This is a genomic window from Streptomyces sp. NPDC051217 (assembly GCF_044455465.1).
Taxonomy (GTDB): Bacteria; Actinomycetota; Actinomycetes; order Streptomycetales; family Streptomycetaceae; genus Streptomyces.
Window position 1 is genome coordinate 1 of record NZ_JBITEV010000010.1, and the last position, 24442, is coordinate 24442.

Below are 24442 nucleotides of genomic sequence, written 5' to 3' on the forward strand. Positions count from 1 at the left end.
GTTGACTTTTGGCACGCTGTTGAGTTCTCAAGGAACGGACGCTTCCTTTGTACTCACCCTCTCGGGCTTTCCTCCGGGCTTCCCTTCGGTCTTGCGTTCCCGACTCTATCAGACTCTTTTTGCGTCTCACTTCTCATGGAGAAGCGGTCTCAATTAAGAGGTCTAATGGCCTTCGGACTGGCCCTTTGCCTTTCGGCGAGCCCGACATTATCAGAAACAGCGGGGCTGAACTAAATCGGCCGCTGCGATTCGGATGATGTATCGGAAATGCTCCGCGGAAATTCGATTCCCGCTCGAAGCCGAGTAGAGATTAACCGTCGCTTCCGAGCTTGTCCAACTCCGACGCAACTAGTCAAATCTACCTCCCCACACAGGCCATGTCAACAATCGGCACCGGTCTCTGTGGAGCGAACTGGAGAATAGCAGGTCAGCAAGCGTCCACGCACATCAGGCTGCCGTGGGCAGCTGGGCGCTCTGGTCGGCGCTCTCCACGTCGCCCGTGTCACCCGCGCGAGCCGCTCGGCCGCCGAGCACGTACACGTACGCCAGGAAGGCCAGCTCGGAGAGGACACCGATGGCGATACGAGCCCATGTCGGCAGGCCGGACGGGGTCACGAAGCCCTCGATCAGACCCGACACGAAGAGGATCAGTGCCAGTCCGATCGCCATCCCGACCGCCGCCCGGCCCTGTTGGGCCAGTGCCGTGCGACGCGTGTACGGACCAGGGTCGATCAGGGTCCAGCCGAGCCGGAGGCCCGTACCCGCCGCGACGAAGACAGCTGTCAGCTCAAGGAGGCCGTGGGGCAGAACCAGACCGAGGAAGCTGTCCAGTCGGCCGGCGGACGACATCAGGCCGATGCCGACGCCGAGGTTGAGCATGTTGAGAAAGAGGATCCAGATCACCGGGAAGCAGAGGAAGGCGCCGAGGACGAGGCACATGGCGGCGGCCTGGGCGTTGTTCGTCCACACCTGGGCCGCGAAGGACGCTGCCGGGTGACTTGAGTAGTAGGTCTCGTACTCGCCGCCGGGTCGGGTCATCTGTCGGAGGTCGTCGGGGGCCGCGATCGCCGACTGGACCTCGGGGTGCGTCCCTATCCACCAGCCGATGACCGAGGCGACGAGTACGGAGAGCAGAGCGACCGGTATCCACCAGTGCCGGGAGCGGTACATCGCGGCGGGGAAGCCGGCGGTAAGGAATCGGGCTGCGTCGCGCCAGCCGGCGCGACGGGTGCCCGTGACCACCGAGCGGGCGCGCGCGACCAGCTGGGTCAGGCGCCCGATGAGCATGGGGTCCGGGGCGCTGGACTGGATCAGCGAGAGATGGGTGGCCGTGCGCTGGTAGAGGGCGACGAGTTCGTCCGCCTCCGCACCGGTGAGGTGCCGTCCACGGCGCAGGAGATGTTCCAGACGGTCCCACTCAGGTCGGTGGGCCGAGACGAAGACGTCGAGATCCATGGTCGGCTGCTGCTCCAGGCACTGGGTGCGTACGGTCCGTACTACTGCGGCACGTTGCAGGCCAGCTTGGCAGACTGAGCGGTCCGGGGGCAGAGAAGGTCGGCGAAGGGTGAGCACCGGTGGATGAGCTAGTCACGGGCGACGCGGTCGTATTGGGGCTGCGCCCCGCGAAGCTGCCGAGCCGGGCTTTGGCGGTCGTCATCGACCTGGCCGTGGTGTGGGCCGGGTACATCGTGGTGTCGATCGTCCTCGCCATCGCGACGGATTCGCTCGACACCGCCGCCGTGGCGGCGCTGGCGGTCGCGAGCTTCCTACTGATACCGGTGGGGGTGCCGATCGCGGTGGAAACCCTCAGTCACGGGCGGTCGTTGGGGAAGCTGGCCTGCGGGCTGCGGGTGGTCCGTGACGACGGCGGGCCCATTCGCTTCCGGCACGCATTGGTGCGCGGGGCGATGGGAGTGGTGGAACTGCTTATGTCCTTCGGGGTCATCGCGTGTATCGCTTCGCTCGTTTCGGCGCGAGGGCGTCGGGTCGGAGATCTGTTCGCCGGGACGTTGGTCGTGCGCGAGCGTGTGCCGGCCGATCGGGCCTCTGCCGTACCGCCTCCTCCCCCGTGGCTCGTCGGGCGCTTCTCGGAGCTGGATCTGTCGTCGGTGCCCGACGATCTGTGGCTGGCCGTACGGCAGTACCTGACGCGGATGCGGCAACTCGACGCCGGCGTCGGCTGGTCGATGGCGCAGCGGCTGGCCGGTGATCTGGCGGCGCGTACGGGGGTGCCGCTTCCCCACGACGTGCCGCCGGCGGCCTATCTCGCGGCTGTGGTCAACGAACGGCAGGCGCGAGACGCGCGGCGGGCCTTCGGACCTGGCTCGGTGACGGCTGGCCGGTCCGCGCCCGGCGCGCAGCCCGGTCCGGTCGCCCCCGCCCACCCACCCGTGCGTCGGCCTGAGGTCGCGGAGCCGCGGGACGCGCGGCCCGTGGAGGTACCGCAGGACGGGGCGGAGGCCGCGAGTCGTGAGCCGGGGCCCGCCGCTCCCCCGGCCTCCGGGTTCGCGCCGCCCGCCTAGACACCGTCAGGGCAGGGCCGACGGCGGCGTTTCGAGGTCTTCGAGCTCGATGCCCGGCGCCGCGAGGACCACGTCGCCACTGATGTGCACGCTGTGCTGTTCACCGGTGTCCAGAGCGCCGACCTGGTACTCGTCCACGGTCAGGGGTCCATTGTCAGTGGCGTGCGCTTCACTTCTCAGTAGCGCCCAGGACTGGTCCAGAGTTCGGGGGGCGAGGACCGGGTCCGTGAAGGCGACGAGACGGACCCGGGTCGCCGGGGAAGCGGGGGTGAGGCGGAGAAGGCGGGTGATCGCGACGAGGAACGCGGGGGATGTGCCGGTGAAGGAGTGGGCGCGGACATTGCCTTCGGTGGCTTCGGCACCGGTGGGGTCGGTGCGGACCCAGGTGACGCCGTCGAGCGCGGCACCACGGACCTGCCAGCTCGCGGCGTGCAGTTCGAGACGGATGGGGCGGCCGAGTTCGTCGAGGGTGAGGTCGACGGAGCCGGCGTGGTCACCACCGGGAGCGGTGATCTGGGAGACGTAGCGCCAGCCGGAGGGGCCCGGCGCGCAGTGGAAGTGTTCTTCGCCGAGGGGGGTGTGGTCGTGTGGATCGTGGAGTGAGTAGCGGCCACGGGGCATGTGCGGGAGTCCTTCGGTGTCCTCCGGGGCCGTGCCGTGAGAGCACACAGCGGTGCCGCTCACGTACACACGAACCACATGGGACCAGCAGCCGGTGGGACCAGGGGCGGGAAAGCGGGGCAGGCCCCCAACACGGGGGTGTGGGGGCCTGCCCGTGCCGCTGGTGTCAGCGGCGGTGCCTGTGGATCAGTAGCGGTAGTGGTCGGGCTTGTACGGGCCTTCGACCTTCACGCCGATGTACGCGGCCTGCTCGGGGCGGAGCGTCGTGAGCCTCACGCCGAGCGCGTCGAGGTGGAGGCGGGCGACCTTCTCGTCGAGGTGCTTGGGCAGCACGTAGACGTCGGTCGGGTACTCCTCCGGCTTGGTGAAGAGCTCGATCTGGGCCAGGGTCTGGTCCGCGAACGAGTTGGACATCACGAAGGAGGGGTGACCGGTCGCGTTGCCGAGGTTCAGCAGACGGCCCTCGGACAGGACGATCAGCGTCTTGCCGTCGGGGAACGTCCAGGTGTGGACCTGCGGCTTGACCTCGTCCTTGACGATGCCGGGGGTCTGCGCCAGGCCGGCCATGTCGATCTCGTTGTCGAAGTGGCCGATGTTCCCGACGATCGCCTGGTGCTTCATCTTGGCCATGTCCGCGGCCATGATGATGTCCTTGTTGCCCGTCGTGGTGACGAAGATGTCGGCGGTGCCGACGACGTCGTCCAGCGTCGCGACCTGGTAGCCGTCCATGGCCGCCTGGAGCGCGCAGATCGGGTCGATCTCGGTGATGATCACGCGGGCGCCCTGGCCGCGCAGGGACTCGGCGCAGCCCTTGCCCACGTCGCCGTAGCCGAAGACGACGGCGACCTTGCCGCCGATCAGCACGTCGGTGGCGCGGTTGATGCCGTCGATCAGGGAGTGACGGCAGCCGTACTTGTTGTCGAACTTCGACTTGGTCACGGCGTCGTTGACGTTGATCGCCGGGAAGAGAAGGGTGCCGTCGCGGTGCATCTCGTAGAGACGGTGGACACCGGTCGTGGTCTCCTCGGTGACGCCGCGGATCTCGGACGCCAGGAGGGTCCACTTCTGCGGGTTCTCGGTGAGGGTGCGGTTGAGCAGACGGAGGATGTAGCTGTACTCCTCGCTGTCCGCCGTGGCCGGGTCGGGAGCCTCGCCGGCCTTCTCGAACTCGACGCCCTTGTGGACGAGCAGGGTGGCGTCGCCACCGTCGTCCAGAATCATGTTCGGGCCGCCGGTGGAGGAGTTGGGCCAGGTCAGAGCCTGCTCGGTGCACCACCAGTATTCTTCGAGCGTCTCGCCCTTCCAGGCGAAGACCGGGATGCCCTGGGGGCTGTCCGGGGTGCCCTTCGGGCCGACGGCCACCGCGGCGGCGGCGTGGTCCTGGGTGGAGAAGATGTTGCAGGAGGCCCAGCGGACGTCGGCGCCGAGCGCGACCAGCGTCTCGATGAGGACGGCGGTCTGCACGGTCATGTGCAGGGAGCCGGTGATGCGGGCTCCGGCGAGGGGCTGCGCCTCGGCGTACTCCCTGCGGATCGACATCAGGCCGGGCATCTCGTGCTCGGCGAGGGTGATCTCCTTGCGGCCGAACTCGGCAAGCGAGAGGTCGGCGACCTTGAAGTCCTGTCGGTTGGCGACAGTGGTCATAGCGAGCTGCTCCTCGTTAAGGGGTCGAGGGTGGGTACGGCTGACTCTGCGGCGGCGGGCATACGAATGCCCGGACGTACGCAACGCAGTCCGTCGGAGGCCCTCTCTCCCTCGGCCGGTCCGCGCCGCAGACCGCCCGACCGCCATCAGCAGCGACGTCTGGCTCTGATGACGAATCTACACCGATCGGCCCAGCGGCCCCACAGCGCACCGGTGCCCGGCCCTCGTCATCGGCGGTCCCCGAGGGGTCCTCGACTCGGGCCTCCGGGGCTTTTCGTACTGGACCGCGTAGGCGCGCCCCCGCACGCCGTGAGGGCGTACGGACGCCTCATCAGTAAGGAGGCCCCGGCGCGAGATGCGCCGGGGCCTCCTTACTGATGCGAGCGGGTGATCAGTGGTCCTTGTCGGCCTCAGGGGTCGCCTCGGGGGCAGCCTCAGGGGTCGTGCCGGGAGTTGTGTCGGGACTCGGCTCCGGCGCCGGTTCGGTGTCCGGGACGCCCGGCGACTTGGCCGGGTTGGTGCCCGCCGCTGCCGCCGCCTCGCTGTAGATGTCCGGCTCCAGGTAGATCACACGGGCGATCGGAACGGCCTCGCGGATCCTCGACTCGGCCGCGTTGATCGCGTGCGCGATCTCGGCCGCCGTGTCGCCGTGCTCGACCGAGATCTTGGCCGCCACGAGCAGTTCCTCGGGGCCGAGGTGGAGCGTGCGCATGTGGATGATGCCGGTGACGACGTCGCCGTCGACCATCGCGGCCTTGATCTTCTCCACGTCCTCCAGGCCGGCGGCCTCGCCGAGCAGCAGGGACTTCGTCTCTGCCGCCAGAACGATCGCGATCACGATCAGCAGGATGCCGATGCAGAGCGTGCCGATGCCGTCCCAGACGCCGTCTCCGGTGGCGAGCGCCACGCTCACACCCGCGAGGGCGAGGATCAGACCGACCAGCGCGCCGAGGTCCTCCAGCAGGACGACCGGAAGCTCCGGAGCCTTGGAGTGCCGGATGAACTCCTTCCACGAGCGCTTGCCACGGGTCGCGTTGGACTCGTTGATGGCCGTACGGAACGAGAACGACTCGGCGATGATCGCGAACACGAGGACGCCGACCGGCCAGTACCAGGCCTCGATCTCGTGCGGGTGCTTGATCTTCTCGTAGCCCTCGTAGATGGCGAACATGCCACCGACGGAGAAGAGCACGATGGAGACGAGGAACGCGTAGATGTAGCGCTCACGGCCGTAGCCGAACGGGTGCTCCGGGGTCGCTTCGCGCTTGGCCTTCTTGCCGCCCAGGAGCAGGAGCCCCTGATTGCCGGAGTCGGCGAGCGAGTGCACGCTCTCGGCGAGCATCGACGACGAACCACTGAAGAGGAACGCCACGAACTTGGCTACTGCGATCGCGAGGTTGGCGGCGAGCGCCGCCACGATCGCCTTGGTTCCGCCTGACGCGCTCATGGGTGCGGTGGATCCCTTCCTCGGTCCCCGGCCCTGACGCCGCGGGTACGGCGGGACATTGTTGCAGCCGCCGAAGCCGGCCGTGCGCGAAGCGTTGGTTCAGGCGACGACGGTAGCCCGGAAGACCGTGCCCGTACCGGTCAGTTCGGTCTTTTCGCCGGCGGGGACGAAGACCGAACCACCCGGCGCCAGGTCGAAGTCGTCGGCGCGCGGCGTGCCTTGCGTGCACAGGAGGATCTGCGGGGTTCCCGCGGTGAGTTCGCGGGGTTCGGCGCCGGGCGCCAGGACGTAGCGGGACAGACGGAACTCATCGATCGGGGTGTCGTACAGCTCTTCGCCGGACGGCGACGCCTCGGGGCGGAGTACGGCGGGTTCGGTCGCCTCGAAGCGCACAACGCGGAGCAGTTCGGGCACGTCGACGTGTTTGGGGGTGAGGCCGCAGCGCAGGACATTGTCCGAGTTGGCCATGATCTCTACGCCCAGGCCGTTCAGATACGCGTGCGGGACACCTGCGCCGAGAAAAAGGGCTTCGCCGGGCTGGAGTTGTACGTGGTTGAGCAGCATGGCCGCGATGACGCCCGGATCTCCGGGGTAATGGTGGGCGATCGACGCATATGGCGAGTACTCGCCTCCGAGGCGTGCCGCGGCTTCGGCGGAGGAATGAACAGTGTGGGACATCTCGTCGGGGTCGGCGGTCAGCACGGCGGTGAGGACCTCGCGCAGCGCGGCTTCCTCGGGGTGGGCGTGCAGGAGGTCGACGTACGGCTTGAGCGAGTCGACGTCCAGCCGGGCGAGGAAGTCGGCGGTCTCGTCAGGGGCGCGGAAGCCGCAGAGGCCGTCGAAGGGGGTGAGGGCGCAGATCAGTTCGGGCTTGTGGTTGGCGTCCTTGTAGTTGCGATGCGGAGCGTCGATGGGGACGCCCTGGCGCTCCTCCGCCGCGAAGCCCTCTTTCGCCTGGGCGAGGTTGGGGTGGACCTGGAGGGAGAGGGGGGCGCCCGCGGCGAGGAGTTTGAGGAGGAAGGGGAGACGTGGACCGAACTTCTTGACGGTGGGGGCTCCGAGTTCAGCCTCGGGGGCGGCTGCGATGACTTCGGAGAGGGGGTGTTCGAGCGGGGTGGTGGTGCGGTGGATACGGGACGGGGCCCCTGGGTGGGCACCCATCCACATCTCGGCCTGGGGCTCGCCGGTGGGGGCGGTGCCGAGGAGCTCCGGGATGGCGGTCGTGGAGCCCCAGGCGTAGGGGCGCACAGTGTTGGAGAGGCGGTCCATGGGGTGCTTCCTGGTCGCGTGAGGGGGACGGTGACGTGCGGGCGCGGGGCGGGGCGGGGCGGATCGGTGCGAGGTGGTGCAAGTTGCGGAGGTGCCTGGGGGAACGGGGTGTGAGAAATGGGCGGTGCGAAGTCGGGGGTGTCTGAGGTGAGTTCAGCGCGGGGGTCGGTCGGGGAAGCCGGTCGGAGTCATTCGCGGTTGCCGGAGGCCAGGGCCAGGTAGACGGCTGTGAAGTCCGTGATGGCTACGAGTTCCGCGAGGGCTTCGAGTTCGCTGCCCTCCTGCGGTTCCAGTTCGCTGATGGCCGTCTCGTGGCTGATGGCGAGTTCACGGGCCGCAGGTGCCGCGGTCAGTCCGCCGACGGGCCGGTCGCGGAGCAGCACGACACGGGCGCGCAGCGCCGGGGGCTCCTCGACGCGGTCGCGGAAGAAGTCGTCGGGGTCGGCGGCACCGCCGGCGAAGTCGCCGCCCAGGAGGAGGCCGTGCGCGGGCAGTGCACCCGGAAGCTCGGCGGCGAGTGCGGGGCGGCCGGACAGCTCGGCCAGTACGGCGGCGAAGCGGCGGCCGGCCGGAGCTGCTGTCGTGCCTTCCGTCCAGATCAGCGGGAGGCTCTCGGCGAGTTCGGCTGCCAGCGTCTTCGCCGGGTTGCTGTACGTCGCGATGGCCGGGCCGCAGCGCTCCGCCGTGCTGTCGAGGCGGTCGGCGACGAGCTGGAGCGTCCCGGCCGGGGCGGTGAGCAGTCCGACGCGGTCGAGAAGAGAGAGAAGGGGGGTGAACAGCGCCCAGAGGGCACCCGGGCTGGCGGCCTGGGTCTCCTCGTACTGCTCCTGTGGTGTCGGCGCCATGGGCACGGAGAGACCGTGCCTGCCGCCGACGGCCTCGCTGAGCGGGGATTGGCTCGGGGCGACGGCGACGACGGTGCAGCCTCGGCGGTAGGCCTGCTCGGCGAGGAGGGCCAGACCGGGCTCGCCGCCGTCGGTGGTGGCGATGAGGAGCAGGTCGACGGAGCCGGCCCAGCCGGGAAGCGCCCAGCGCAGGGCGCCTGCGGCGGGGGCGACGCCGGTGGGGCGCAGCAGCGTGACGGGCGCGGCGGCACCGGCGAGCGCGCCGAGCAGGTCGGCGACACCGAGTGCGGCGGTGCCGGAGCCCGCGAACAGTACGGCGCGGGGACGGCCCTCCGGGTTGAGGTTCCCGATGCCCGCCTCGGCGGCGTGCCGGACGGCGGTACGGACGCGTGCTCCGGCCTCCGCGGCGCCGAGGAGGAGCCCACGGTGGTCGGCGCGGGCCAGCGCGTCCGGCGCGTCGAGCAAGGACTCGTCGAGCATGGCGGGGTGGGTCTCCGATCGCCGGGCGCCGTGGGCGGCGCGTGAGCACGGGCGGTGGCGGTGGCGTTTCGCGAGTGGCCTGCGCGGGCGGGCTCCCCTAGGCGGGGCGGCGGGCCTCGTCGACGAGGAGTACGGGGATGTCGTCCCGGACCGGGTAGGCCAGGCCGCAGTCCTCGCCGGTGCAGATCAGCTCGGGGGTGTCGTCCGCCGTGTGGTCGCTGAGCGGCGCGTGGCAGGCCGGGCAGGCGAGGATCTCCAGGAGGCCGGCTTCGAGCGGCATGTGGTGGGTGTCCCTTCGAACGAGCTGAGGCGTGCGGAGTGGTGCGGATCGAGCCACGTCAGCCTACCGCCGGAGGGTGCCGCGAGGCTCGCTCCGGGGCTGGGGCCGGGGCTGGGGCCGGGCGCCGGGGGTGGGCGCCGGGGGTGGGCGCCGGGGGTGGGCGCCGGGGGTGGGCGCCGGGCACGGCAAGGGACGCGTCCCTCTGCCCGCGACCCGCCCCTTCCGGGAACCGGAGCGAGCCCCCGGGCCCCGGGCCCCGAACGCCCGCTCGCGCCCTCAGGAGCGGATCAGAGCAAGGGCTTCGTCTCTGATCTTGGACATCGTCGGTTCGTCGCGGGCCTCCACGTTGAGGCGCAGCAGCGGTTCGGTGTTGGAGGCGCGGAGGTTGAACCACCAGTCGTGGGTGGTCACCGTCAGGCCGTCCAGGTCGTCGAACGTGACGCCCTCGCGGTCGGCGAAGGCTTTCCGTACGGCGGCCAGGCGGGCCGTCTGGTCGTCCACCGTGGAGTTGATCTCGCCCGAGCCGACGTACCGGTCGTAGGAGGCGACGAGTTCGGAGAGCGGGCCGTCCTGTCCGCCGAGCGCGGCCAGGACGTGGAGCGCCGCGAGCATGCCCGTGTCCGCGTTCCAGAACTCACGGAAGTAGTAGTGCGCCGAGTGCTCGCCGCCGAAGATCGCGCCGGTTCGGGCCATCTCCTGCTTGATGAAGGAGTGGCCCACGCGCGTACGGACCGGGATGCCGCCGCGCTCCCTGACGACCTCGGGGACCGACCAGGAGGTGATCAGGTTGTGGATCACCGTGCCGCCGGGGTTCTTGGCGAGTTCACGCTCGGCGACCAGGGCCGTGATCGCCGACGGTGACACGCCTCTCCCCAGCTGGTCGACGACGAAGCAGCGGTCCGCGTCGCCGTCGAACGCCAGGCCCAGGTCCGCGCCTTCGGAGAGCACGCGGGCCTGGAGGTCCACGATGTTCCGGGGGTCGAGCGGGTTGGCCTCGTGGTTGGGGAACGTGCCGTCCAGCTCGAAGTACATCGGCACCAGGTCGACAGGGAGTGCCGCGAGGACCGTGGGGACGGTGTGGCCCCCCATGCCGTTCCCCGCGTCGACCACGACCTTCAGCGGGCGGATCGCCGAGAGATCGACCAGGGACAGCAGATGTGCCGCGTAATCGTTCAACGTGTCACTCTGCGTGATGGTTCCGGGCTTCGCCGCCGGTTCCGGGGGCCCGTCGGCCAGCCATGTCTCGACCAGTGCGCGGATCTCCGCCAGGCCGGTGTCCTGCCCCACCGGTGCGGCGCCCGAGCGGCACATCTTGATGCCGTTGTACCGCGCCGGGTTGTGCGACGCGGTGAACATCGCGCCCGGCAGGTCCAGTGCCCCGCTCGCGTAGTACAGCTGGTCCGTCGAGCAGAGCCCGATCATCGTGGCGTCCGCCCCCCGCCGGACCGCGCCCCTGGCGAAGCTCGCCGACAGATGGGGCGAGGAGGGCCGCATGTCGTGACCGACGACGATCGCCGTGGCGCCCGTGACTTCCACGAACGCCGCCCCGAACAGCTCGACGAGCCGGTCGTCGAGCTGGTCCGGGTACACGCCACGTACGTCGTACGCCTTCACGATCTGGCCCAAGTCGGCCACGGCCACCCCTCCTGAGGTCTCTGCGGACAGTCAGCACAAACTACCCGCCCCGAGGAGGGGCCCGGAGGGCGCGACCCCACGCCTGCCACAGCGCCTACGGCAGCATCCAGTCCAGCACGAAGGTGCTCTGTCCCACCACGATCAGGCACATCACCAGCAGCAGCCCGAGGCTCCACGGCAGGACCTTCCTCAGGAGGTCCCCTTCCTTGCCGGCGAGACCGACCGCGGCGCACGCGATGGTCAGATTCTGCGGAGAGATCATCTTGCCGAGCACACCGCCGGAGCTGTTCGCCGCAGCCAACAACTCGGGCGACAGCCCGGATTCGCGCGCCGCCGTCACCTGAAGGGCGCCGAAGAGCGCGTTGGCCGAGGTGTCGGAGCCCGTGACGGCGACCCCGAACCACCCCAGCACCGGAGAGAGGAACGCCAGCCCCGCGCCCGCCGCGGCGACGAAGTGGCCGATGGTGGCGGCCTGTCCGGAGAGGTTCATGACGTACGCGAGGGCCAGTACCGAGACGACGGTGAGGATCGCGTACCGCAGTTCGTGCACGGTGGCCGCCCACTCCTTGAGCGCGTCCTTCGCCTTGAGCCCGATCACGCCCGCGGTCAGGAGGCCCGCGATCAGGACGAGCGTGCCGCCGGTCGAAATGAGCGGCAGCGAGAAGACGTTGGCCCCGACCGGCTTCCCCTCCGAGTCGGCGACATCGAGGAACGGCCAGTCGAAGGACTGCGTCGCCTTCGCCAGGAGGTCCTTGATCGGCGGGATCTGCGCGAGGGAGAAGATCACCACGATCAGTCCGTACGGGGCGTAGGCGCGGAGGACTTCGCGGCGCTCGTCCTCGACGTCGAGGTCCTCGCTGCGCGCGCCCGTCAGTACGGAGGTCCGTACCGCCTCGTCGGCCGGCTTGCGCGCGCTCGGCACGGCGAGTAGCGCGGCGGCGCCCACCAGCGCGGCACCGATGTCGGCGAGTTGGGCGGAGACGTAGTTGGACGCCACGAACTGCGCGACACCGAAGGCGAGTCCGCAGGCCAGGGCGGGCGCCCAGGTCTCGCGGAGCCCCCGCTTGCCGTCGACGAGCCAGACGAGCACCAGGGGTACGACGACGGCGAGCAGCGGCGTCTGGCGGCCGACGACGGAGGCGACGGAATCCAGCGGCAGGCCGGTCACCTGGGCCAGCGTCACCACCGGCGTACCCATCGCGCCGAAGGCCACGGGCGCGGTGTTGGCCACGAGGGCGACGACCGCCGCCTTGACCGGGTCGAAGCCGATCGCCACGAGCATCACCGCGGAGATGGCGACCGGAGCGCCGAAGCCGGCGAGGGCTTCGAGGAGCGCGCCGAAGCAGAAGGCGACGACGAGCGCCTGGATGCGCGGGTCGTCGGAGAATCGCCCGAACGAGCGGCGCAGGATGTCGAAGTGCTGGGTGCGGACCGTCATCCGGTACACCCAGAGGGCGTTGACGACGATCCACATGATCGGGAAGAGGCCGAAGACGATGCCCTGTGCGCCGGCGGAGACGGTCTGGCCGATCGGCATTCCGAAGGCGAGCCAGCCGACCAGGGCGGCGACGGCCAGACCGATCAGTCCGGCGCGATGAGCCTTCATACGGACGGCGCCGAGCAGCACCAGCACGGTGACCAGGGGAAGCGCGGCTACAAGGGCGGACAGGCCGAGTGAATCGGCGACGGGTTCCAATTGCTGTTCGAACACGAAAGGGCCTCCGAATTCCGCGATGCGGAAAGTGATCTCTCACGGCTGGAGGAATGATCGTGTCCACGACAAAAGAGGTCAATGGCCCGTGCAGGATCCGTCACGGAAACTCACGGGAAGGGTTCGGCACGGCCGAAACATCCGCCCGCCCTCAGCCCCGTCCGAATCAGGACCAGGACCAGGACACGGGACGAGGACTCAGCACTCGGAGCTCAGGAATCGGGGGAACGCAGCACGCGTAGATGCCCGCGGCGCCCGACCTCCGCCTGATCCGTGCCGCGCGGCCCGTTGCCGCGCGGCCCGTTGCCGCCCGGCCCGCTCGTCCGTTCCGGCGGGCGCGCGGCCTCACGCACGGCGTTCGCCAGGGCTTCCAGATCGTCGCCGCTGGGCCGGGCCGGCGCGGACCCGTCCGTGAGCCGGACGACCTCCCAGCCGCGGGGCGCGGTGAGTCTCTCACTGTGTTCCGCGCACAGGTCGTAGCAGTGGGGCTCGGCATACGTGGCGAGCGGACCGAGGACCGCGGTCGAATCGGCATAGACGTACGTCAGTGTCGCGACAGCGGAACGGCCGCACGCGGTGCGCGAACAGCGACGTACAGGGCTCACGATGTTGGACGGTACCGCACTCTTGAGCGGGCCGCGACGACTCCGCCTCACGTCACTCCACCGTGTCGTGACGCGGCATTCACCCCAGCCGGTACCCACGCAACTGCCCTGACCTGCGCGGGAAGACGAGTAATCGGTCAATCACCGTCAGTGATCCAGTCACCACTTGGGGCAAACCCTGCCAATGAAGGCGAGTTCCACGATCCGGCGGACGTAGCGAAACGAGCCCAAGCTTGGCCGGAATGCTCAATTTGCGACATGACGTCCGGTGGGCCTGTCCGGCACCGTCGCGGCGTTCCCCGGAGAGCTACCCTGCGTCAGTGATGGACAGTCCTGTACCGCAGCAGCCGACCGAGCCGAGACCACGTCGCCGAGACCGCCACGGCCGCGGTATGCGAGGGCCGGTCGCGCCGCCGCAGGTCCCGCTCTCGGCGAGCCGCTCGGACTCGTTCCGTGATCTTGTGCGGGACTCGGTGGAGCGGCTGGAGCGGCGCTGGCCGCAGCTGACGGAGATCGACTTCCTGGTGCTCGACGTGCCCGGCGCGGACGACGAGTCGGTGCCGCTCGGCCGGTCCGTCCCCGAGGGCAAGGACCGGCCCGCGCGCATCGTCGTCTACCGGCGGCCCGTCGAGATCCGTACGAAGAACCGCGAGGAGCGGGCCATGCTCGTCCACGAGGTCGTGGTCGAGCAGGTCGCCGAACTGCTCGGGCTCGCACCGGAATCCGTCGATCCGCGCTACGGCCAGGACTGACCGCGGCGCGGCGCGCCGCCTACCCCCAGCGTCACTTCAGTACGGAGAGGTCTTCCTTCGTCGCCGGTACGGACACCATGCCCCGGTCGTCCGGCAGCGTCTGCACCGTGAACATCGGTACGCCGTCCTTCGTCTCCGCGAGCGTGCGCGCCGCGTGGACCGGTCCGCCCGACTCGGGTTCGACCGTCAGCGCGTACGAGCCCTTGAGCCCCGTCGGCACCGGCGGGGTGACGGCCTGCGTCGTGCCGCCCTTGACCGTGTACGTCTTGACGACCTGCTCGCCGCCCTCGCTGCCCGCCGAGGCCGTGACCTTCACCTTCCCCGTCCCGCTCGGCGCGGTGAGCGACAGAGTCGAGCCCTTGGCCCGGTTGTCGGCGACCGTCGCGCGCTCCGTCACGGGGCCGGTCGCGGGGATGAAGGCGACCTCCTGGTTCGTGCCCTTGCCCCGTACGACGCGCAGCGCGGCGACCACCGGGGTCTCGCCCCCGCCCTCCGCCGGCCCGAGCTTCACCGAGCCGGCCTCGCCCTTGGTGACGTCCCCCAGGTCGAGCGAGGCCGTCATACCCGACTTGACGTTGAGCGTCTCACCGGCGGTGGCCGGAACGATCGTGCCGCTCTTGCCCGCCAGTTGCACCTTCAGCTCGGCGTCGTCCTCACCGGGCGCGAACACCACCAGTCGTACGGAGGTGGCGTCCTCCGGGACTCCGGGGAGTACGAGGCGGGGCGCGGGGTCGGCGGAGGCGGCCAGCCAGTCGCCGCCCACCTTCTCTTCGGCGGCGTTCACCACCGCGCCCACGCGGCCCGTGCGGGTGCTGACGTGGACGGTGACGTTCGGCTCGGCCTCCGCCGTGAGCGTGGACAGCAGGACGGGGACGCTGGACCGCGCCGGGACCGGAATGCCTTCTCCCGTACTGGACTTGAGCGTGCCCTCCTTGCCGTACAGCGCGATGTCGGCGACGGCCGCCGTGTCGTCCGGGTTGGTGAGGTGGACGTAGTCCTGGCGCGACTTGTCCGTGGAGGCGCCCGGGAACCAGAAGTCGGTGTCGGGCGGGGTGCAGCTCATGCCGAGCAGCGCGCGCGAGTCTCCGGCGGTGATCGTGGTGGTCTGCTGTGTGGTCCAGCCGGGCGCGAGAGCGCCGGTGGCGGAGCCGACGAGCGCGGGAGCGTCCGCGGCGTTCTTGGTCGCCGAGACGGGCTTTCCGGGCCCCTTGACGGCCAGGAACGGCTTGGCCTTCGTGTCCGCCCCGTCCGCCGCGGGCTTCTTGGCCTCGTCGTCCTTCGTCTCGTCGTCCTTGGCCGGGTCGTCCGTCGTCCCCTCGTCCGTCTTCTTCTCGTCGTCGGCGGCGTCCGTGTCGTCCAAGGGCGCGACGGACGGCGCCAGTTCGGCCACACCGCCCGTACCCCCGCCCGCCGTGCCACCCGGGGTGAAGGACGTGTACACCGTCTCGGCGAGCTCCGACGTGCTGGGCGCGGGACAGAGCAGGCTGCTGCGCTCCACCGGAAGACGCGCGGGCGTCTTCGACGTCGCCGTCGTGTCGTCGGCGTCGGGCGCGGTGACGGCGGCGAAACCGGTGACCGCCGCGAGCGCGGTGGCGGCCGCGAGGAGGGAGAGTGTCGTGCGGTTCACTGGTTGCTGCTCCCGTCGGGACGCTGCTCGTTCTCGTTGCCGTCGGTGTACGGCTGCTGGGTGTCGGTGTAGGGCTGCTGCCCTTCCGCGTACGGCTGTTGGACGACGTATCCGTACTGGTCGTACTGGACCGGTGCCTGCTGCTGGTACTGATCGGCCGGGTACTGCGGGTACAGCTGGTAGCCGTCGGCGTCGTACTGGGGGGCGCCCTCGTACTGAGGAGCGCCGCCGTCGTACTGCTGCGCGCCCTGGTAGGGGGCGCCTTCGTACTGCTGCTGTTCATTCGTGCCGTACGAGCCGTAGTCCGCGCCCTGGTAGGCCGTCTGTGCCTGCTGGCCGTCCCACTCTCCGTACGACTGCTGCTGCGGCACGGCGGCGGCCGTGACGTACGGGTCCTGCGCGGGCATCGGCGGTGCGGCCTCCCCCGGCCCGACGGCGCCTTCCGCGGTCTCCGGCTCGTCCTGGACCTCGGCCTCCGCCTGCGCCGCGGCCCGCAGCCTGCGCGCCCGGCGGCCCTCGCCCGACACGGGCTGTGCGGGCACGTCGGCGCGCTCCTCGGGCAGGTCGTCGTCGATCTCCTTGCGCCGCCCCGGCAGGGCGAGCACGAGCAGCACGACGGCGAGCGCGCCCTGCGCCCAGACCCACGCGGTGTGGGTGAACGTGTCCTCGTACGTGAGGTCGAGCCGGCCGCCCTCGGCGGGGAGCCGGAACCCCTGCGCCCAGCCGTCGACGGTCGTCTTCTCCAGGACGCTGCCGTCGAGCGTGGCCTGCCAGCCCTCGGCGGCCCGGTCGGCGATCCGCAGGACCCGTCCGTCCTTGCCGGCCGGGATGTCGGTGTGGGCCTCGACGGTGGACGATCCGACGGGCAGCGGCTCGGCGTCGCTCTCGCCCTCGATGATGGTGGCCCGCGAGATCTGGCGGTCGACGCGCCACAGCGCGCTGCCGTCCAGCTGACTGAGCCGGCTGAGGCCCGGGGTGGTGTCGAGCACGCGCGACATCTGCGCCGGCGCGCCGTCCCGTACGAGGACGTAGCGGATCGCGAAGCCGCTGAGCTGGTCGGTCTGGTCGGCGCCGGAGCCCGCGACGAGGCGCCCGACGACCTTGTCGAGCCCGGGGTCACTGCCGCCCGACTCGGTCAGCTCGGCGTCACCGATCCGGCCGCCCGAGCCGCGTACGAGGGAGTACGAGACCTCCGCGGGCGACGTACCGCCGAGGATCAGCGTGCGCGGCTGGTCTCGGGTGATGCTCTCCTCGGCGACGAACGCCGGTACCTGCACCGGGTCGCGCCGCTCCAGCGGGCCCGAAGCGCCGCTGATCATCCAGCCGCCCGCCGCGAGCAGGGGGGCCGCCCCGGCCGCGAGCGCGATGACCGCCGCGACGGGCTGGCGCCAGCCGAAGCTCATCGCGGCGACGCGTTCCTTGGCGCCTTCCGCGCCGAGGACGGACGCCGCGATGAGGGCGAGACCGTAGACGAGGGTGGCGGGGCCGGCCCAGCCGGAGTTGTTGGCGAGGACGGCGAAGACCAGTGCCACGAGGGCTGCCACCCAGGCCGCCCGTACGGCGAACTGCCGCTCGCCGCGCAGCAGTGCTGCCAGTGCCGCCAGGACGACGCCGATCAGCAGCAGCCCGCCGGCGGCCTTGGGGCCGCCGGGGCTCAGGCCGAGCAGATCGAGCGCGGTGGCCTGTCCCGTACCGAACTCCAGTCCCGCCTCGCGGAAGAGGTCGGACGGTGACGTCAGCAGCGAGAGCGACCAGGGGGCCAGGACGAGCAGCGGGGTGCCGACCACGGCCAGCAGGCGCAGCCCGTACGCGACGATGTCGTCACGCCGGAAGGCCAGGACGGCGATGCCGAGGACCAGCGCCATCGGCCAGACGATGGGTGTGAAGGCCATCGCGAAGGTGAGCAGGAAGGTGTACGCCCAGGTGGCGCGCCAACTCCCGCGCGCGGCGCTCTCGCTGTCACCGGCGCGGAACCCGTACGCCGCGACGGCCGTCCGCGCGATCAGCGGCAGCAGGACGGCCAGCACGGCCGTGCCGAGCCGTCCGGTGGCCAGGGCGCCGGTGGCGGCGGGCAGGAAGGCGTACGCGACGCTCGCCCAGGCCCGCAGGAGCTTCGACTCGATGAGCGGGCGGGAGGCGAAGTACGCGGTGACCCCGGCCAGCGGTACGGAGCAGACGAGCAGCAGGGTCAGCGCGAAGCCGGTCGACCCGAGGAAAAGCGCCGACAGGGCGGCGAGGACAGCGAGGTACGGAGGCGCTGTCTGGGTGCCGCCCGTGCCGATGGGGTGCCAGCCGTCGGCGTACCGGGACCACAGGCCCGCCACGTCCGGCGGCGCGGGCAGCAGCGCGCCGCCCGCGAGGGCGCCGCCGCCGAGCAGTGCCCGGCAGGCGACGAGGGAGACGACGAGCAGTACGGCGAAGAGCACCGGGCCCGGCCGGTGCGCGAGGCGCTTCACCCGCGCGAACTGCTCGATCTCCAGAAAATCCGCGTCGTCCCCGCCGGGGCCCGACTCCACCGCGCCGTGGCGTGAGCCACCGGCCTCGGTCTCAGAGCCGCCACCGAGGCTTCCAGCTACTTGCTCGACCGTTGCCCGGACGGTGGCGCCGGGTGGCGGGAAAAGCGCGCGGAGCTCGCTCGGCTCCACGACGCCTTTGCCGCGTCGTTTTCGCGCGCCGATGATTCTGCCGGGCCGCAGCAATGTGCCGAACAGGCCCATGACCTCGTCGACGGCCTGTCCCGGCGCCTTGCCCACCAAGTAGGCGACGGTACGCAGGAGCGTGCCGACGACCAGCCGCAGTAGTACGTAGGGCAGGACGCCGCTGCGCGAGTTGACGAGCATCGTGTAGACGGCGCCGGCCTTGTCGACACGGTGCGGGTTGACGACGGAGCGGCCGGCGCAGTCGACGGTGCGGCGCTCGCGTGCGGCCGCCTCGGCGTGCCTGAGGACGGCGTCGGGTGCGACGAGCACCCGGTGTCCCGCGGCGTGCGCGCGCCAGCACAGGTCGACGTCGTCGCGCATCAGGGGGAGTCTGCGGTCGAAGCCGCCGAGCTCCTCCCACACGTCCCGGCGGATGAGCATGCCCGCGCTGGAGACGGAGAGCACGGTACGGACCTGGTCGTGCTGGCCCTGGTCCTGTTCGCGCCGGTCGAGACCGGTCCAGCGGCGACCGCTGTTGGCGATGGAGACGCCGACCTCCAGAAGCTGCTTGCGGTCGTACCAGCCGCGCAGCTTGGGGCCGACGATCGCGGCGTGCGAGTCGGTGTCGACGACGCGCAGCAGCTCGGCGAGGGCGTCGGGGTCGGGCGCGCAGTCGTCGTGGAGCAGCCACAGCCACTGCACGGGCTCGCCGTGGGGCAGTTCGGGCATGTCGTACGCGTCGTCCTGCCAGGTTCTGGTGACAGGGTCCCAGCCGCTCGGCCGTTTCAGATACGGCAGGTCGTCGGGCGTGAGCACGCCGGCGGTACGGACCGCCTCCTCGACGGCCGTACCGAAGCTGGTACGGCGGGCGAGGTGGACGACACGGTCCGGGCCGAGCGATTCGGTGAGGAGCGTGGCCGATTCGTCGGCGCTGCCGGTGTCGGCGGCGATGATGTTCTGTACGGGGCGTTCCTGGCCGATCAGCCCGGCAAGGGCGTCGGGGAGCCAGCGGGCACCGTCGTGGGAGACGAGCACTGCGGTCACGACGTGCCGCGGGTACTCCGGTGCACTGGCGGGAACGAACGCGGCTGTGGTGGCGGACATCGAGGTAGGGGCCCTCCGGCCGGGGGGTCGCCCCGACGGGGCGTCGGGGCGTCTCGGACGGGGCCCCACACTAACGGTACGAACAGCCGCCGGATCGCCGAGCGCCTGGACAAACCGGACGACGTGGGAGGGAGCGCCGGGCCCGGCGGCCCCCGGCGGTCACGACAACGGTCCGCCGCCTGCGAAGAGGACGCAGCCGACGGACCGTTCGAAGAATGTCGCGCGAGGTGTTACGCGGGCTATCGCGTGGGGCGCGACCGGAGAATGGCCGGAACTGTTCAAACCGCGGCCTTCTTGAGACGGCGGCGTTCCCGCTCGGACAGACCGCCCCAGATACCGAATCTCTCGTCGTTGGCGAGGGCATACTCCAGGCATTCGGAGCGGACCTCACAGGCGAGACAGACCTTCTTGGCCTCGCGGGTGGAGCCGCCCTTCTCGGGGAAGAAGGACTCGGGATCGGTCTGGGCGCACAACGCGCGCTCCTGCCAGCCGAGTTCCTCGTCCGCGTCCTCGACCAGCAGTTGTTCGAACAGCTCGGTCATGTGCGCCCCTCGTCTGTCTTTACGTCCCCGTGCTTGCGGCCGCTACCGTTTTCGGCCGAACGACACGAGTGAAATTACAAGTGTGCGGATACGAGCCAGTCAAGCCGAGATCTGCTATTGGTCCCGGTATTCACTCTGCGGAACCAAGGCTATGCGGAAAGTGTTCAAATCACCAAAAACCTGACACATGCCACTGGCCAGCTCGCATCCACTCCCTCCCTGAGGGAGACGCCCGAAGTCCGGACGATGTTGCGATTCAGCCACGGAAGCGATCCGAATCACAGTCCGGTCACGGGACCGTGACGGTGTTTGCGAGCACGGCTGCTGCGCCATGTCTCCACGTCAGCGCCTGCACAAACCTTTCTCCGAACCCAGTAACCGGATGAGGTGAAACATTGGCGCCAAATCGGTCAGTGAGTTGACAGCCGGGAACCGTTCCCGCCACCTTTGAAAGCATGCCGATCACCTCAGCGCCGTACGCGGCCCACATCCGTGGGTTCCGCAGCGCTGTCCAGGCTCGCTGTTGCTGTTCCTGTTGTCCCTGCTGTTGAGCCACTGAAGCTCCGGCCGGACATGTAGTTTCCCCCCTTTTCTCCCTTTCCCCCGGTTGTTCTCCCCTTCTGCCGAGGAACCTCCACACCCATGAACAGCGACAGTGACCTTCAGATCGCAGGCGACATCCTTGAGGTGCCGCACCTGCTCCAGCCCGCCCGTGAGCATCCGGGCACCGTGGCCGAGTTCGCCGGTCTGGCCCGTGCGATCGCCGCCGACCGCTCCCGGTGGGCCACGCTCGTCGAGTACGACGCCGTGAGCCGCTGGTACCACCGGCTGAGCACCGGACCCGGTTACGAGGTCTGGCTGCTCTCCTGGGTGCCCGGCCAGGGCAGCGGGCCGCACGACCACGGCCACTCGTCAGGTGTCCTGACCGTCCTTGGGGGCGAACTGACGGAGCGTACGGAGCGGGCGAGCCGGAGTCTCGCCGGCGGCGCACAGCGGGTCTTCGCCCCCGGATACGTCCATGAGGTGGTCAACGACTCGATCGAACCGGCCGTCAGCCTGCACATCTACTTCCCCGGTCTGACCGAAATGCCGATGCACTCCGCGCGCTGTGCCCCGGCGGCCCAGGATGTCGTACCCGCCTGACAAACTGCACAGCATGCGCATTGTGGTTCTGGCCGGTGGTATCGGTGGTGCCCGTTTCCTGCGTGGCCTCAAGCAGGCCGCGCCGGACGCGGACATCACGGTGATCGGCAACACGGGTGACGACATCCATCTGTTCGGGCTGAAGGTCTGCCCGGACCTCGACACGGTGATGTACACCCTCGGGGGTGGCATCAATGAAGAGCAGGGCTGGGGACGCGAGGGCGAGACGTTCCAGGTCAAGGCGGAGCTCGCGGCGTACGGCGTGGGGCCCGAGTGGTTCGGCCTCGGCGACCGTGACTTCGCCACCCACATCGTCCGCACGCAGATGCTGGGCGCCGGATATCCCCTGAGCGCGGTCACCGAGGCGCTCTGCGCGCGCTGGAAGCCCGGGGTGCGGCTGCTGCCGATGTCCGACGACCGCGTCGAGACGCATGTCGCCGTCGATGTGCCGGACAGCCCCACCGGCGAGCGCAGGGCCGTGCACTTCCAGGAGTACTGGGTGAAGATGCGCGCCTCCGTGGAAGCCCACGCGGTCGTGCCCGTCGGCGCCGACCAGGCCAAGCCGGCGCCCGGCGTGCTGGAGGCCGTCGCCGCGGCGGACGTGATCCTCTTCCCGCCGTCCAACCCCGTCGTCAGCATCGGCACGATCCTGGCCGTGCCGGGGATCCGCGAGGCGATCGCCGACGCCGGGGTGCCGGTCGTCGGGCTCTCGCCGATCGTCGGGGACGCGCCCGTGCGCGGGATGGCCGACAAGGTCCTCGCGGCGATCGGTGTCGAGTCGACGGCCACGGCCGTGGCGCAGCACTACGGTTCGGGGCTGCTGGACGGCTGGCTGGTCGACACGGTGGACGCGGCGTCGGTCGCGGAGATCGAGGGCGCGGGGATCCGGAGCAGGGCCGTACCGCTGATGATGACCGACCTGGACGCGACGGCCGCGATGGCGCGTGCGGCGCTGGCGCTGGCCGAGGAGGTGCGGGCGTGACTTCTTTCGGCGGAGGCGAAGGTCCGGTGCCCATGTCGTACGGCGTCCGGGCGCTCGACGGGCTGCCGGAGGTCCGCGCGGGCGACGATCTCGCGAAACTGATCGTCGCGGCGGGGCCCGGTCTGGTCGACGGCGACATCCTCCTTGTCACGTCGAAGATCGTGTCCAAGGCCGAGGGCAGGATCGTCGAGGCACAGGACCGCGAGGCGGCGATCGACGCGGAGACCGTCCGTGTCGTCGCGCGGCGCGGGCCGCTGCGGATCGTGGAGAACCGGCAGGGGCTGGTGATGGCCGCGGCGGGAGTCGACGCGTCCAACACCCCTTCCGGGACGGTGCTGTTGCTGCCCGAGGACCCCGACGCCTCCGCTCGTGCCCTCCGGGACGGGCTGCGGGACGCGCTGGGCGTGGACGTCGGTGTGATCGTCACCGACACCTTCGGCCGGCCGTGGCGCAACGGGCTGACGGACGTCGCCATCGGCGCGGCGGGCGTGCGGGTCATGGACGATCTGCGCGGCGGCACGGACGCGCACGGCAATCCCCTGAGCGCGACGGTCGTTGCTCTCGCCGACGAACTGGCCGCCGCCGGCGACCTGGTGAAGGGCAAGTCCGCCGGGCTGCCGGTGGCGGTGGTGAGGGGCCTGGCGCAGTTGGTGGGCGAATCGGCCGACGGCGCGCGGGCGATGGTGCGCGTCGCGGCCGACGACATGTTCCGGCTCGGGACGTCCGAGGCGGTACGGGAAGCGGTCACCCAGCGGCGTACGGTCCGGGAGTTCACGGACGAGCCGGTCGATCCGGGCGCGGTACGTCGCGCGGTCGCCGCGGCCGTGACGGCGCCGGCGCCGCATCACACGACGCCGTGGCGGTTCGTACTGCTGGAGTCGCCCGAGTCGCGCGTCCGGCTCCTCGACGCGATGCGGGACGCGTGGATCGCGGACCTGCGCCGCGACGGCAAGTCGGAGGAGTCCGTGGCCAGGCGGGTGCGGCGCGGGGACGTGCTGCGCGCGGCGCCCTATCTGGTGGTGCCGTGCCTGGTGGCGGACGGCGCGCATACGTACGGGGACGAGCGGCGCGACACGGCGGAGCGCGAGATGTTCGTGGTCGCGACGGGCGCCGGTGTGCAGAACTTCCTTGTGGCGCTGGCGGGTGAGCGGCTCGGCTCCGCGTGGGTGTCGTCGACGATGTTCTGCCGCGATGTCGTACGGGACGTGCTCCAACTGCCCCCGAACTGGGACCCGATGGGCGCGGTGGCGGTCGGGCACGCGGCGGCGGAGCCGAAGGAGCGGCCGGGGCGGGCGGCGGAGGACTTCATCTCGGTGCGCTGAGGTGTCCGCTGCCTGATGGCTACAGATGGGCGATTCTGCCGACGGGCATGCGGGGGGCGCGGCGTGGTGGCGTACGGCCGGTGAGGAGGATGAGCCGTACGGCACGGTGGCGCTGGCCGGCGTACGGCTCCAGCAGTTCGAGCATCCCGGCGTCGTCGGTGTCGGGGCGGCCGGCGAGCGCGTAGCCGATGATGCCCGGCAGATGGAGGTCGCCGACCGTGACGGCGTCGGGGGCGCCGTTCGACCGCTGAAGGACCTCGGCGGAGGTCCAGGGGCCGATGCCGGGGATCAACTGAAGTCGGGCGGCGGCGAGTTCGGGCTCCATGGTGGTGGCCTCCTCCAGCCGGCGGGCGACGCGGACGGCGCGCGCGATGGTGTCGGAGCGCTTGGCGTCGACACCCGCCTTGTGCCACTCCCAGGACGGGATCATGGCCCATGTGCGGAGGTCGGGCATGACGTACATCCGGCTGTCACGGCGGCCGTCGGGGCGGCCGTCGGGCGAGTCGCCGTACGGGCCGGGGGCGGGCTCGCCGTACTTCCGTACGAGGTGCCGCCAGGATCGGTTCGCCTCGATCGTCGTGACCTTCTGCTCCAGGACCGACGGGATCAGCGACTCCATGACGAGGCCCGTGCGGCACAGGCGCAGGCCCGGGCGGCGGCGCTGGGCCGCGGCGAGGAGTCTGTGGCGCGGGACGAAGGCGTCGGGGTCGTCCGACGCGCCGAGCATCTCGGGCAGCCGCTCCAGCAGCCAGTCCGCGCCGGGGCCCCACGCCTCGGCGCGCACGACGGCGTCGCCGGCCCTGACCCGCAGGGTGCCGGGCCCTTCGGGGGTCCGGGTGGCACGGACGGCGGAACCGTCCTGAGAGAGACGGAAGGTGGGGTCGGCGGGCCCGCGCCGGAGGGGCCCGAGGGCGAGCCCCAGCTCGAAGTCCCCGTCCGGCGCCCAGAGGCGGGTCTTGGGGGGTGTGGCGGGGCGGCTTGGCCGTGGGGTGGGTAGGGCGGTGGCGGTGCGGGGGCGGGGGGCGAAGCGGCCTGCCACGGGGAGGGTCCTTGGGGGTCGGGGTCTGTGAAGAGGGTAGGCGGTGCCGGGCGGGACCTTTTCCCCAACCCCGCCCCGGCCCGAAACCGGGGGCCACGGCCCCCGGACCCCCGTGCCGGGGAAGCGAGGGTGCGGGCCGCGCCGGGCCGGCGCCCTGCGCACACGCCACGGCTGCGCCGGGCGAGCGCCACAAAGAGCCCGTCCGCGCCCGACCGGAGCCGCGCCAGCACCCC

The 24442-nt window shown here is 70.8% G+C and carries 19 protein-coding genes; 5 read left to right on the forward strand and 14 right to left on the reverse strand.

Annotation, left to right across the window (positions count from 1 at the left end; all coding sequences use genetic code 11):
• Nucleotides 1-447 precede the first annotated feature (447 nt).
• Nucleotides 448-1455 carry a stage II sporulation protein M gene (locus tag ACIBBB_RS22055; protein ID WP_398984477.1) on the reverse strand — a complete coding sequence of 336 codons (1008 nt, stop codon included), beginning with the start codon at nt 1453-1455 and terminating at the stop codon, nt 448-450.
• 119 nt (nt 1456-1574) lie between these two features.
• On the opposite strand from ACIBBB_RS22055, the gene ACIBBB_RS22060 reads away from it, so the two are divergent.
• On the forward strand, nt 1575-2522 hold the full coding sequence (locus tag ACIBBB_RS22060) for an RDD family protein (protein WP_398984479.1): 948 nt from the start codon (nt 1575-1577) through the stop codon (nt 2520-2522).
• A gap of 6 nt (nt 2523-2528) precedes the next feature.
• Here ACIBBB_RS22060 and ACIBBB_RS22065 read toward each other — a convergent pair whose 3' ends face one another.
• The 9 genes from ACIBBB_RS22065 to ACIBBB_RS22105 form a co-directional block, all read right to left on the reverse strand.
• Complete coding sequence (locus tag ACIBBB_RS22065; RefSeq protein ID WP_398984481.1) at nt 2529-3143, reverse strand: hypothetical protein; 615 nt, start codon at nt 3141-3143, stop codon at nt 2529-2531.
• A gap of 186 nt (nt 3144-3329) precedes the next feature.
• Nucleotides 3330-4787 (reverse strand): adenosylhomocysteinase, encoded by a 1458-nt coding sequence (ahcY, locus tag ACIBBB_RS22070; RefSeq protein WP_398984483.1) that lies wholly within the window; start codon nt 4785-4787, stop codon nt 3330-3332.
• A 391-nt stretch (nt 4788-5178) separates the two neighbouring features.
• Nucleotides 5179-6234 carry a cation diffusion facilitator family transporter gene (locus tag ACIBBB_RS22075; protein ID WP_398984485.1) on the reverse strand — a complete coding sequence of 352 codons (1056 nt, stop codon included), beginning with the start codon at nt 6232-6234 and terminating at the stop codon, nt 5179-5181.
• A gap of 99 nt (nt 6235-6333) precedes the next feature.
• The gene (manA, locus tag ACIBBB_RS22080; RefSeq protein ID WP_398984487.1) at nt 6334-7503 is read right to left on the reverse strand and encodes a mannose-6-phosphate isomerase, class I; all 1170 of its coding nucleotides are present in this window, start codon (nt 7501-7503) and stop codon (nt 6334-6336) included.
• 188 nt (nt 7504-7691) lie between these two features.
• Nucleotides 7692-8828, reverse strand: coding sequence for an SIS domain-containing protein (locus tag ACIBBB_RS22085; protein WP_398984489.1), 1137 nt, complete (start codon nt 8826-8828; stop codon nt 7692-7694).
• A 97-nt stretch (nt 8829-8925) separates the two neighbouring features.
• Complete coding sequence (locus ACIBBB_RS22090; RefSeq protein ID WP_384197185.1) at nt 8926-9108, reverse strand: Trm112 family protein; 183 nt, start codon at nt 9106-9108, stop codon at nt 8926-8928.
• A 276-nt stretch (nt 9109-9384) separates the two neighbouring features.
• Entirely contained in the window at nt 9385-10743 is a 1359-nt protein-coding gene (locus ACIBBB_RS22095) for a phosphomannomutase/phosphoglucomutase (RefSeq protein WP_398984493.1), read from the reverse strand.
• A 94-nt stretch (nt 10744-10837) separates the two neighbouring features.
• Complete coding sequence (locus tag ACIBBB_RS22100) at nt 10838-12454, reverse strand: L-lactate permease (protein ID WP_398984495.1); 1617 nt, start codon at nt 12452-12454, stop codon at nt 10838-10840.
• A gap of 212 nt (nt 12455-12666) precedes the next feature.
• Nucleotides 12667-13110 carry a DUF3499 domain-containing protein gene (locus tag ACIBBB_RS22105; protein WP_398984497.1) on the reverse strand — a complete coding sequence of 148 codons (444 nt, stop codon included), beginning with the start codon at nt 13108-13110 and terminating at the stop codon, nt 12667-12669.
• A gap of 272 nt (nt 13111-13382) precedes the next feature.
• Between ACIBBB_RS22105 and ACIBBB_RS22110 the strand changes: the two genes are divergently transcribed.
• Nucleotides 13383-13811, forward strand: coding sequence for a metallopeptidase family protein (locus ACIBBB_RS22110; protein WP_398984499.1), 429 nt, complete (start codon nt 13383-13385; stop codon nt 13809-13811).
• A gap of 31 nt (nt 13812-13842) precedes the next feature.
• Here the strand turns inward: ACIBBB_RS22110 and ACIBBB_RS22115 are convergent, their stop codons facing one another.
• The 3 genes from ACIBBB_RS22115 to ACIBBB_RS22125 form a co-directional block, all read right to left on the reverse strand.
• The gene (locus ACIBBB_RS22115) at nt 13843-15438 is read right to left on the reverse strand and encodes a DUF5719 family protein (RefSeq protein WP_398984500.1); all 1596 of its coding nucleotides are present in this window, start codon (nt 15436-15438) and stop codon (nt 13843-13845) included.
• On the reverse strand, nt 15435-19181 hold the full coding sequence (locus tag ACIBBB_RS22120; RefSeq protein ID WP_398984502.1) for a glycosyltransferase: 3747 nt from the start codon (nt 19179-19181) through the stop codon (nt 15435-15437). The genes ACIBBB_RS22115 and ACIBBB_RS22120 overlap by 4 nt, the downstream gene beginning before the upstream one ends.
• 278 nt (nt 19182-19459) lie before the next feature.
• Nucleotides 19460-19723, reverse strand: coding sequence for a WhiB family transcriptional regulator (locus tag ACIBBB_RS22125; protein ID WP_023541320.1), 264 nt, complete (start codon nt 19721-19723; stop codon nt 19460-19462).
• A gap of 642 nt (nt 19724-20365) precedes the next feature.
• On the opposite strand from ACIBBB_RS22125, the gene ACIBBB_RS22130 reads away from it, so the two are divergent.
• Genes ACIBBB_RS22130 through ACIBBB_RS22140 form a run of 3 tightly spaced genes read left to right on the forward strand, consistent with a single transcriptional unit; the run spans nt 20366 to nt 23170 of the window.
• Nucleotides 20366-20866, forward strand: coding sequence for a cysteine dioxygenase (locus ACIBBB_RS22130; protein WP_398984505.1), 501 nt, complete (start codon nt 20366-20368; stop codon nt 20864-20866).
• A 13-nt stretch (nt 20867-20879) separates the two neighbouring features.
• Nucleotides 20880-21848 carry a 2-phospho-L-lactate transferase gene (cofD, locus tag ACIBBB_RS22135; RefSeq protein WP_398984507.1) on the forward strand — a complete coding sequence of 323 codons (969 nt, stop codon included), beginning with the start codon at nt 20880-20882 and terminating at the stop codon, nt 21846-21848.
• A gap of 32 nt (nt 21849-21880) precedes the next feature.
• Nucleotides 21881-23170 (forward strand): coenzyme F420-0:L-glutamate ligase, encoded by a 1290-nt coding sequence (locus tag ACIBBB_RS22140; protein ID WP_398984972.1) that lies wholly within the window; start codon nt 21881-21883, stop codon nt 23168-23170.
• A gap of 19 nt (nt 23171-23189) precedes the next feature.
• Here ACIBBB_RS22140 and ACIBBB_RS22145 read toward each other — a convergent pair whose 3' ends face one another.
• Nucleotides 23190-24209: a DNA-3-methyladenine glycosylase family protein gene (locus tag ACIBBB_RS22145; protein WP_398984509.1), complete on the reverse strand. Its 1020-nt coding sequence runs from the start codon at nt 24207-24209 to the stop codon at nt 23190-23192.
• Nucleotides 24210-24442 lie beyond the last annotated feature (233 nt).

Excerpts from the sequence above, each read along its gene's own strand:
- ACIBBB_RS22130 (WP_398984505.1), top strand. The coding sequence starts at position 20,366 with ATGAACAGCGACAGTGACCTTCAGATCGCAGGCGACATCCTTGAGGTG.
- manA (WP_398984487.1), bottom strand. The coding sequence starts at position 7,503 with ATGGACCGCCTCTCCAACACTGTGCGCCCCTACGCCTGGGGCTCCACG.
- ACIBBB_RS22065 (WP_398984481.1), bottom strand. The coding sequence starts at position 3,143 with ATGCCCCGTGGCCGCTACTCACTCCACGATCCACACGACCACACCCCC.
- ACIBBB_RS22085 (WP_398984489.1), bottom strand. The coding sequence starts at position 8,828 with ATGCTCGACGAGTCCTTGCTCGACGCGCCGGACGCGCTGGCCCGCGCC.
- cofD (WP_398984507.1), top strand. The coding sequence starts at position 20,880 with ATGCGCATTGTGGTTCTGGCCGGTGGTATCGGTGGTGCCCGTTTCCTG.
- ahcY (WP_398984483.1), bottom strand. The coding sequence starts at position 4,787 with ATGACCACTGTCGCCAACCGACAGGACTTCAAGGTCGCCGACCTCTCG.
- ACIBBB_RS22055 (WP_398984477.1), bottom strand. The coding sequence starts at position 1,455 with ATGGATCTCGACGTCTTCGTCTCGGCCCACCGACCTGAGTGGGACCGT.
- ACIBBB_RS22140 (WP_398984972.1), top strand. The coding sequence starts at position 21,881 with ATGTCGTACGGCGTCCGGGCGCTCGACGGGCTGCCGGAGGTCCGCGCG.
- ACIBBB_RS22120 (WP_398984502.1), bottom strand. The coding sequence starts at position 19,181 with ATGTCCGCCACCACAGCCGCGTTCGTTCCCGCCAGTGCACCGGAGTAC.
- ACIBBB_RS22125 (WP_023541320.1), bottom strand. The coding sequence starts at position 19,723 with ATGACCGAGCTGTTCGAACAACTGCTGGTCGAGGACGCGGACGAGGAA.
- ACIBBB_RS22090 (WP_384197185.1), bottom strand. The coding sequence starts at position 9,108 with ATGCCGCTCGAAGCCGGCCTCCTGGAGATCCTCGCCTGCCCGGCCTGC.
- ACIBBB_RS22075 (WP_398984485.1), bottom strand. The coding sequence starts at position 6,234 with ATGAGCGCGTCAGGCGGAACCAAGGCGATCGTGGCGGCGCTCGCCGCC.
- ACIBBB_RS22110 (WP_398984499.1), top strand. The coding sequence starts at position 13,383 with ATGGACAGTCCTGTACCGCAGCAGCCGACCGAGCCGAGACCACGTCGC.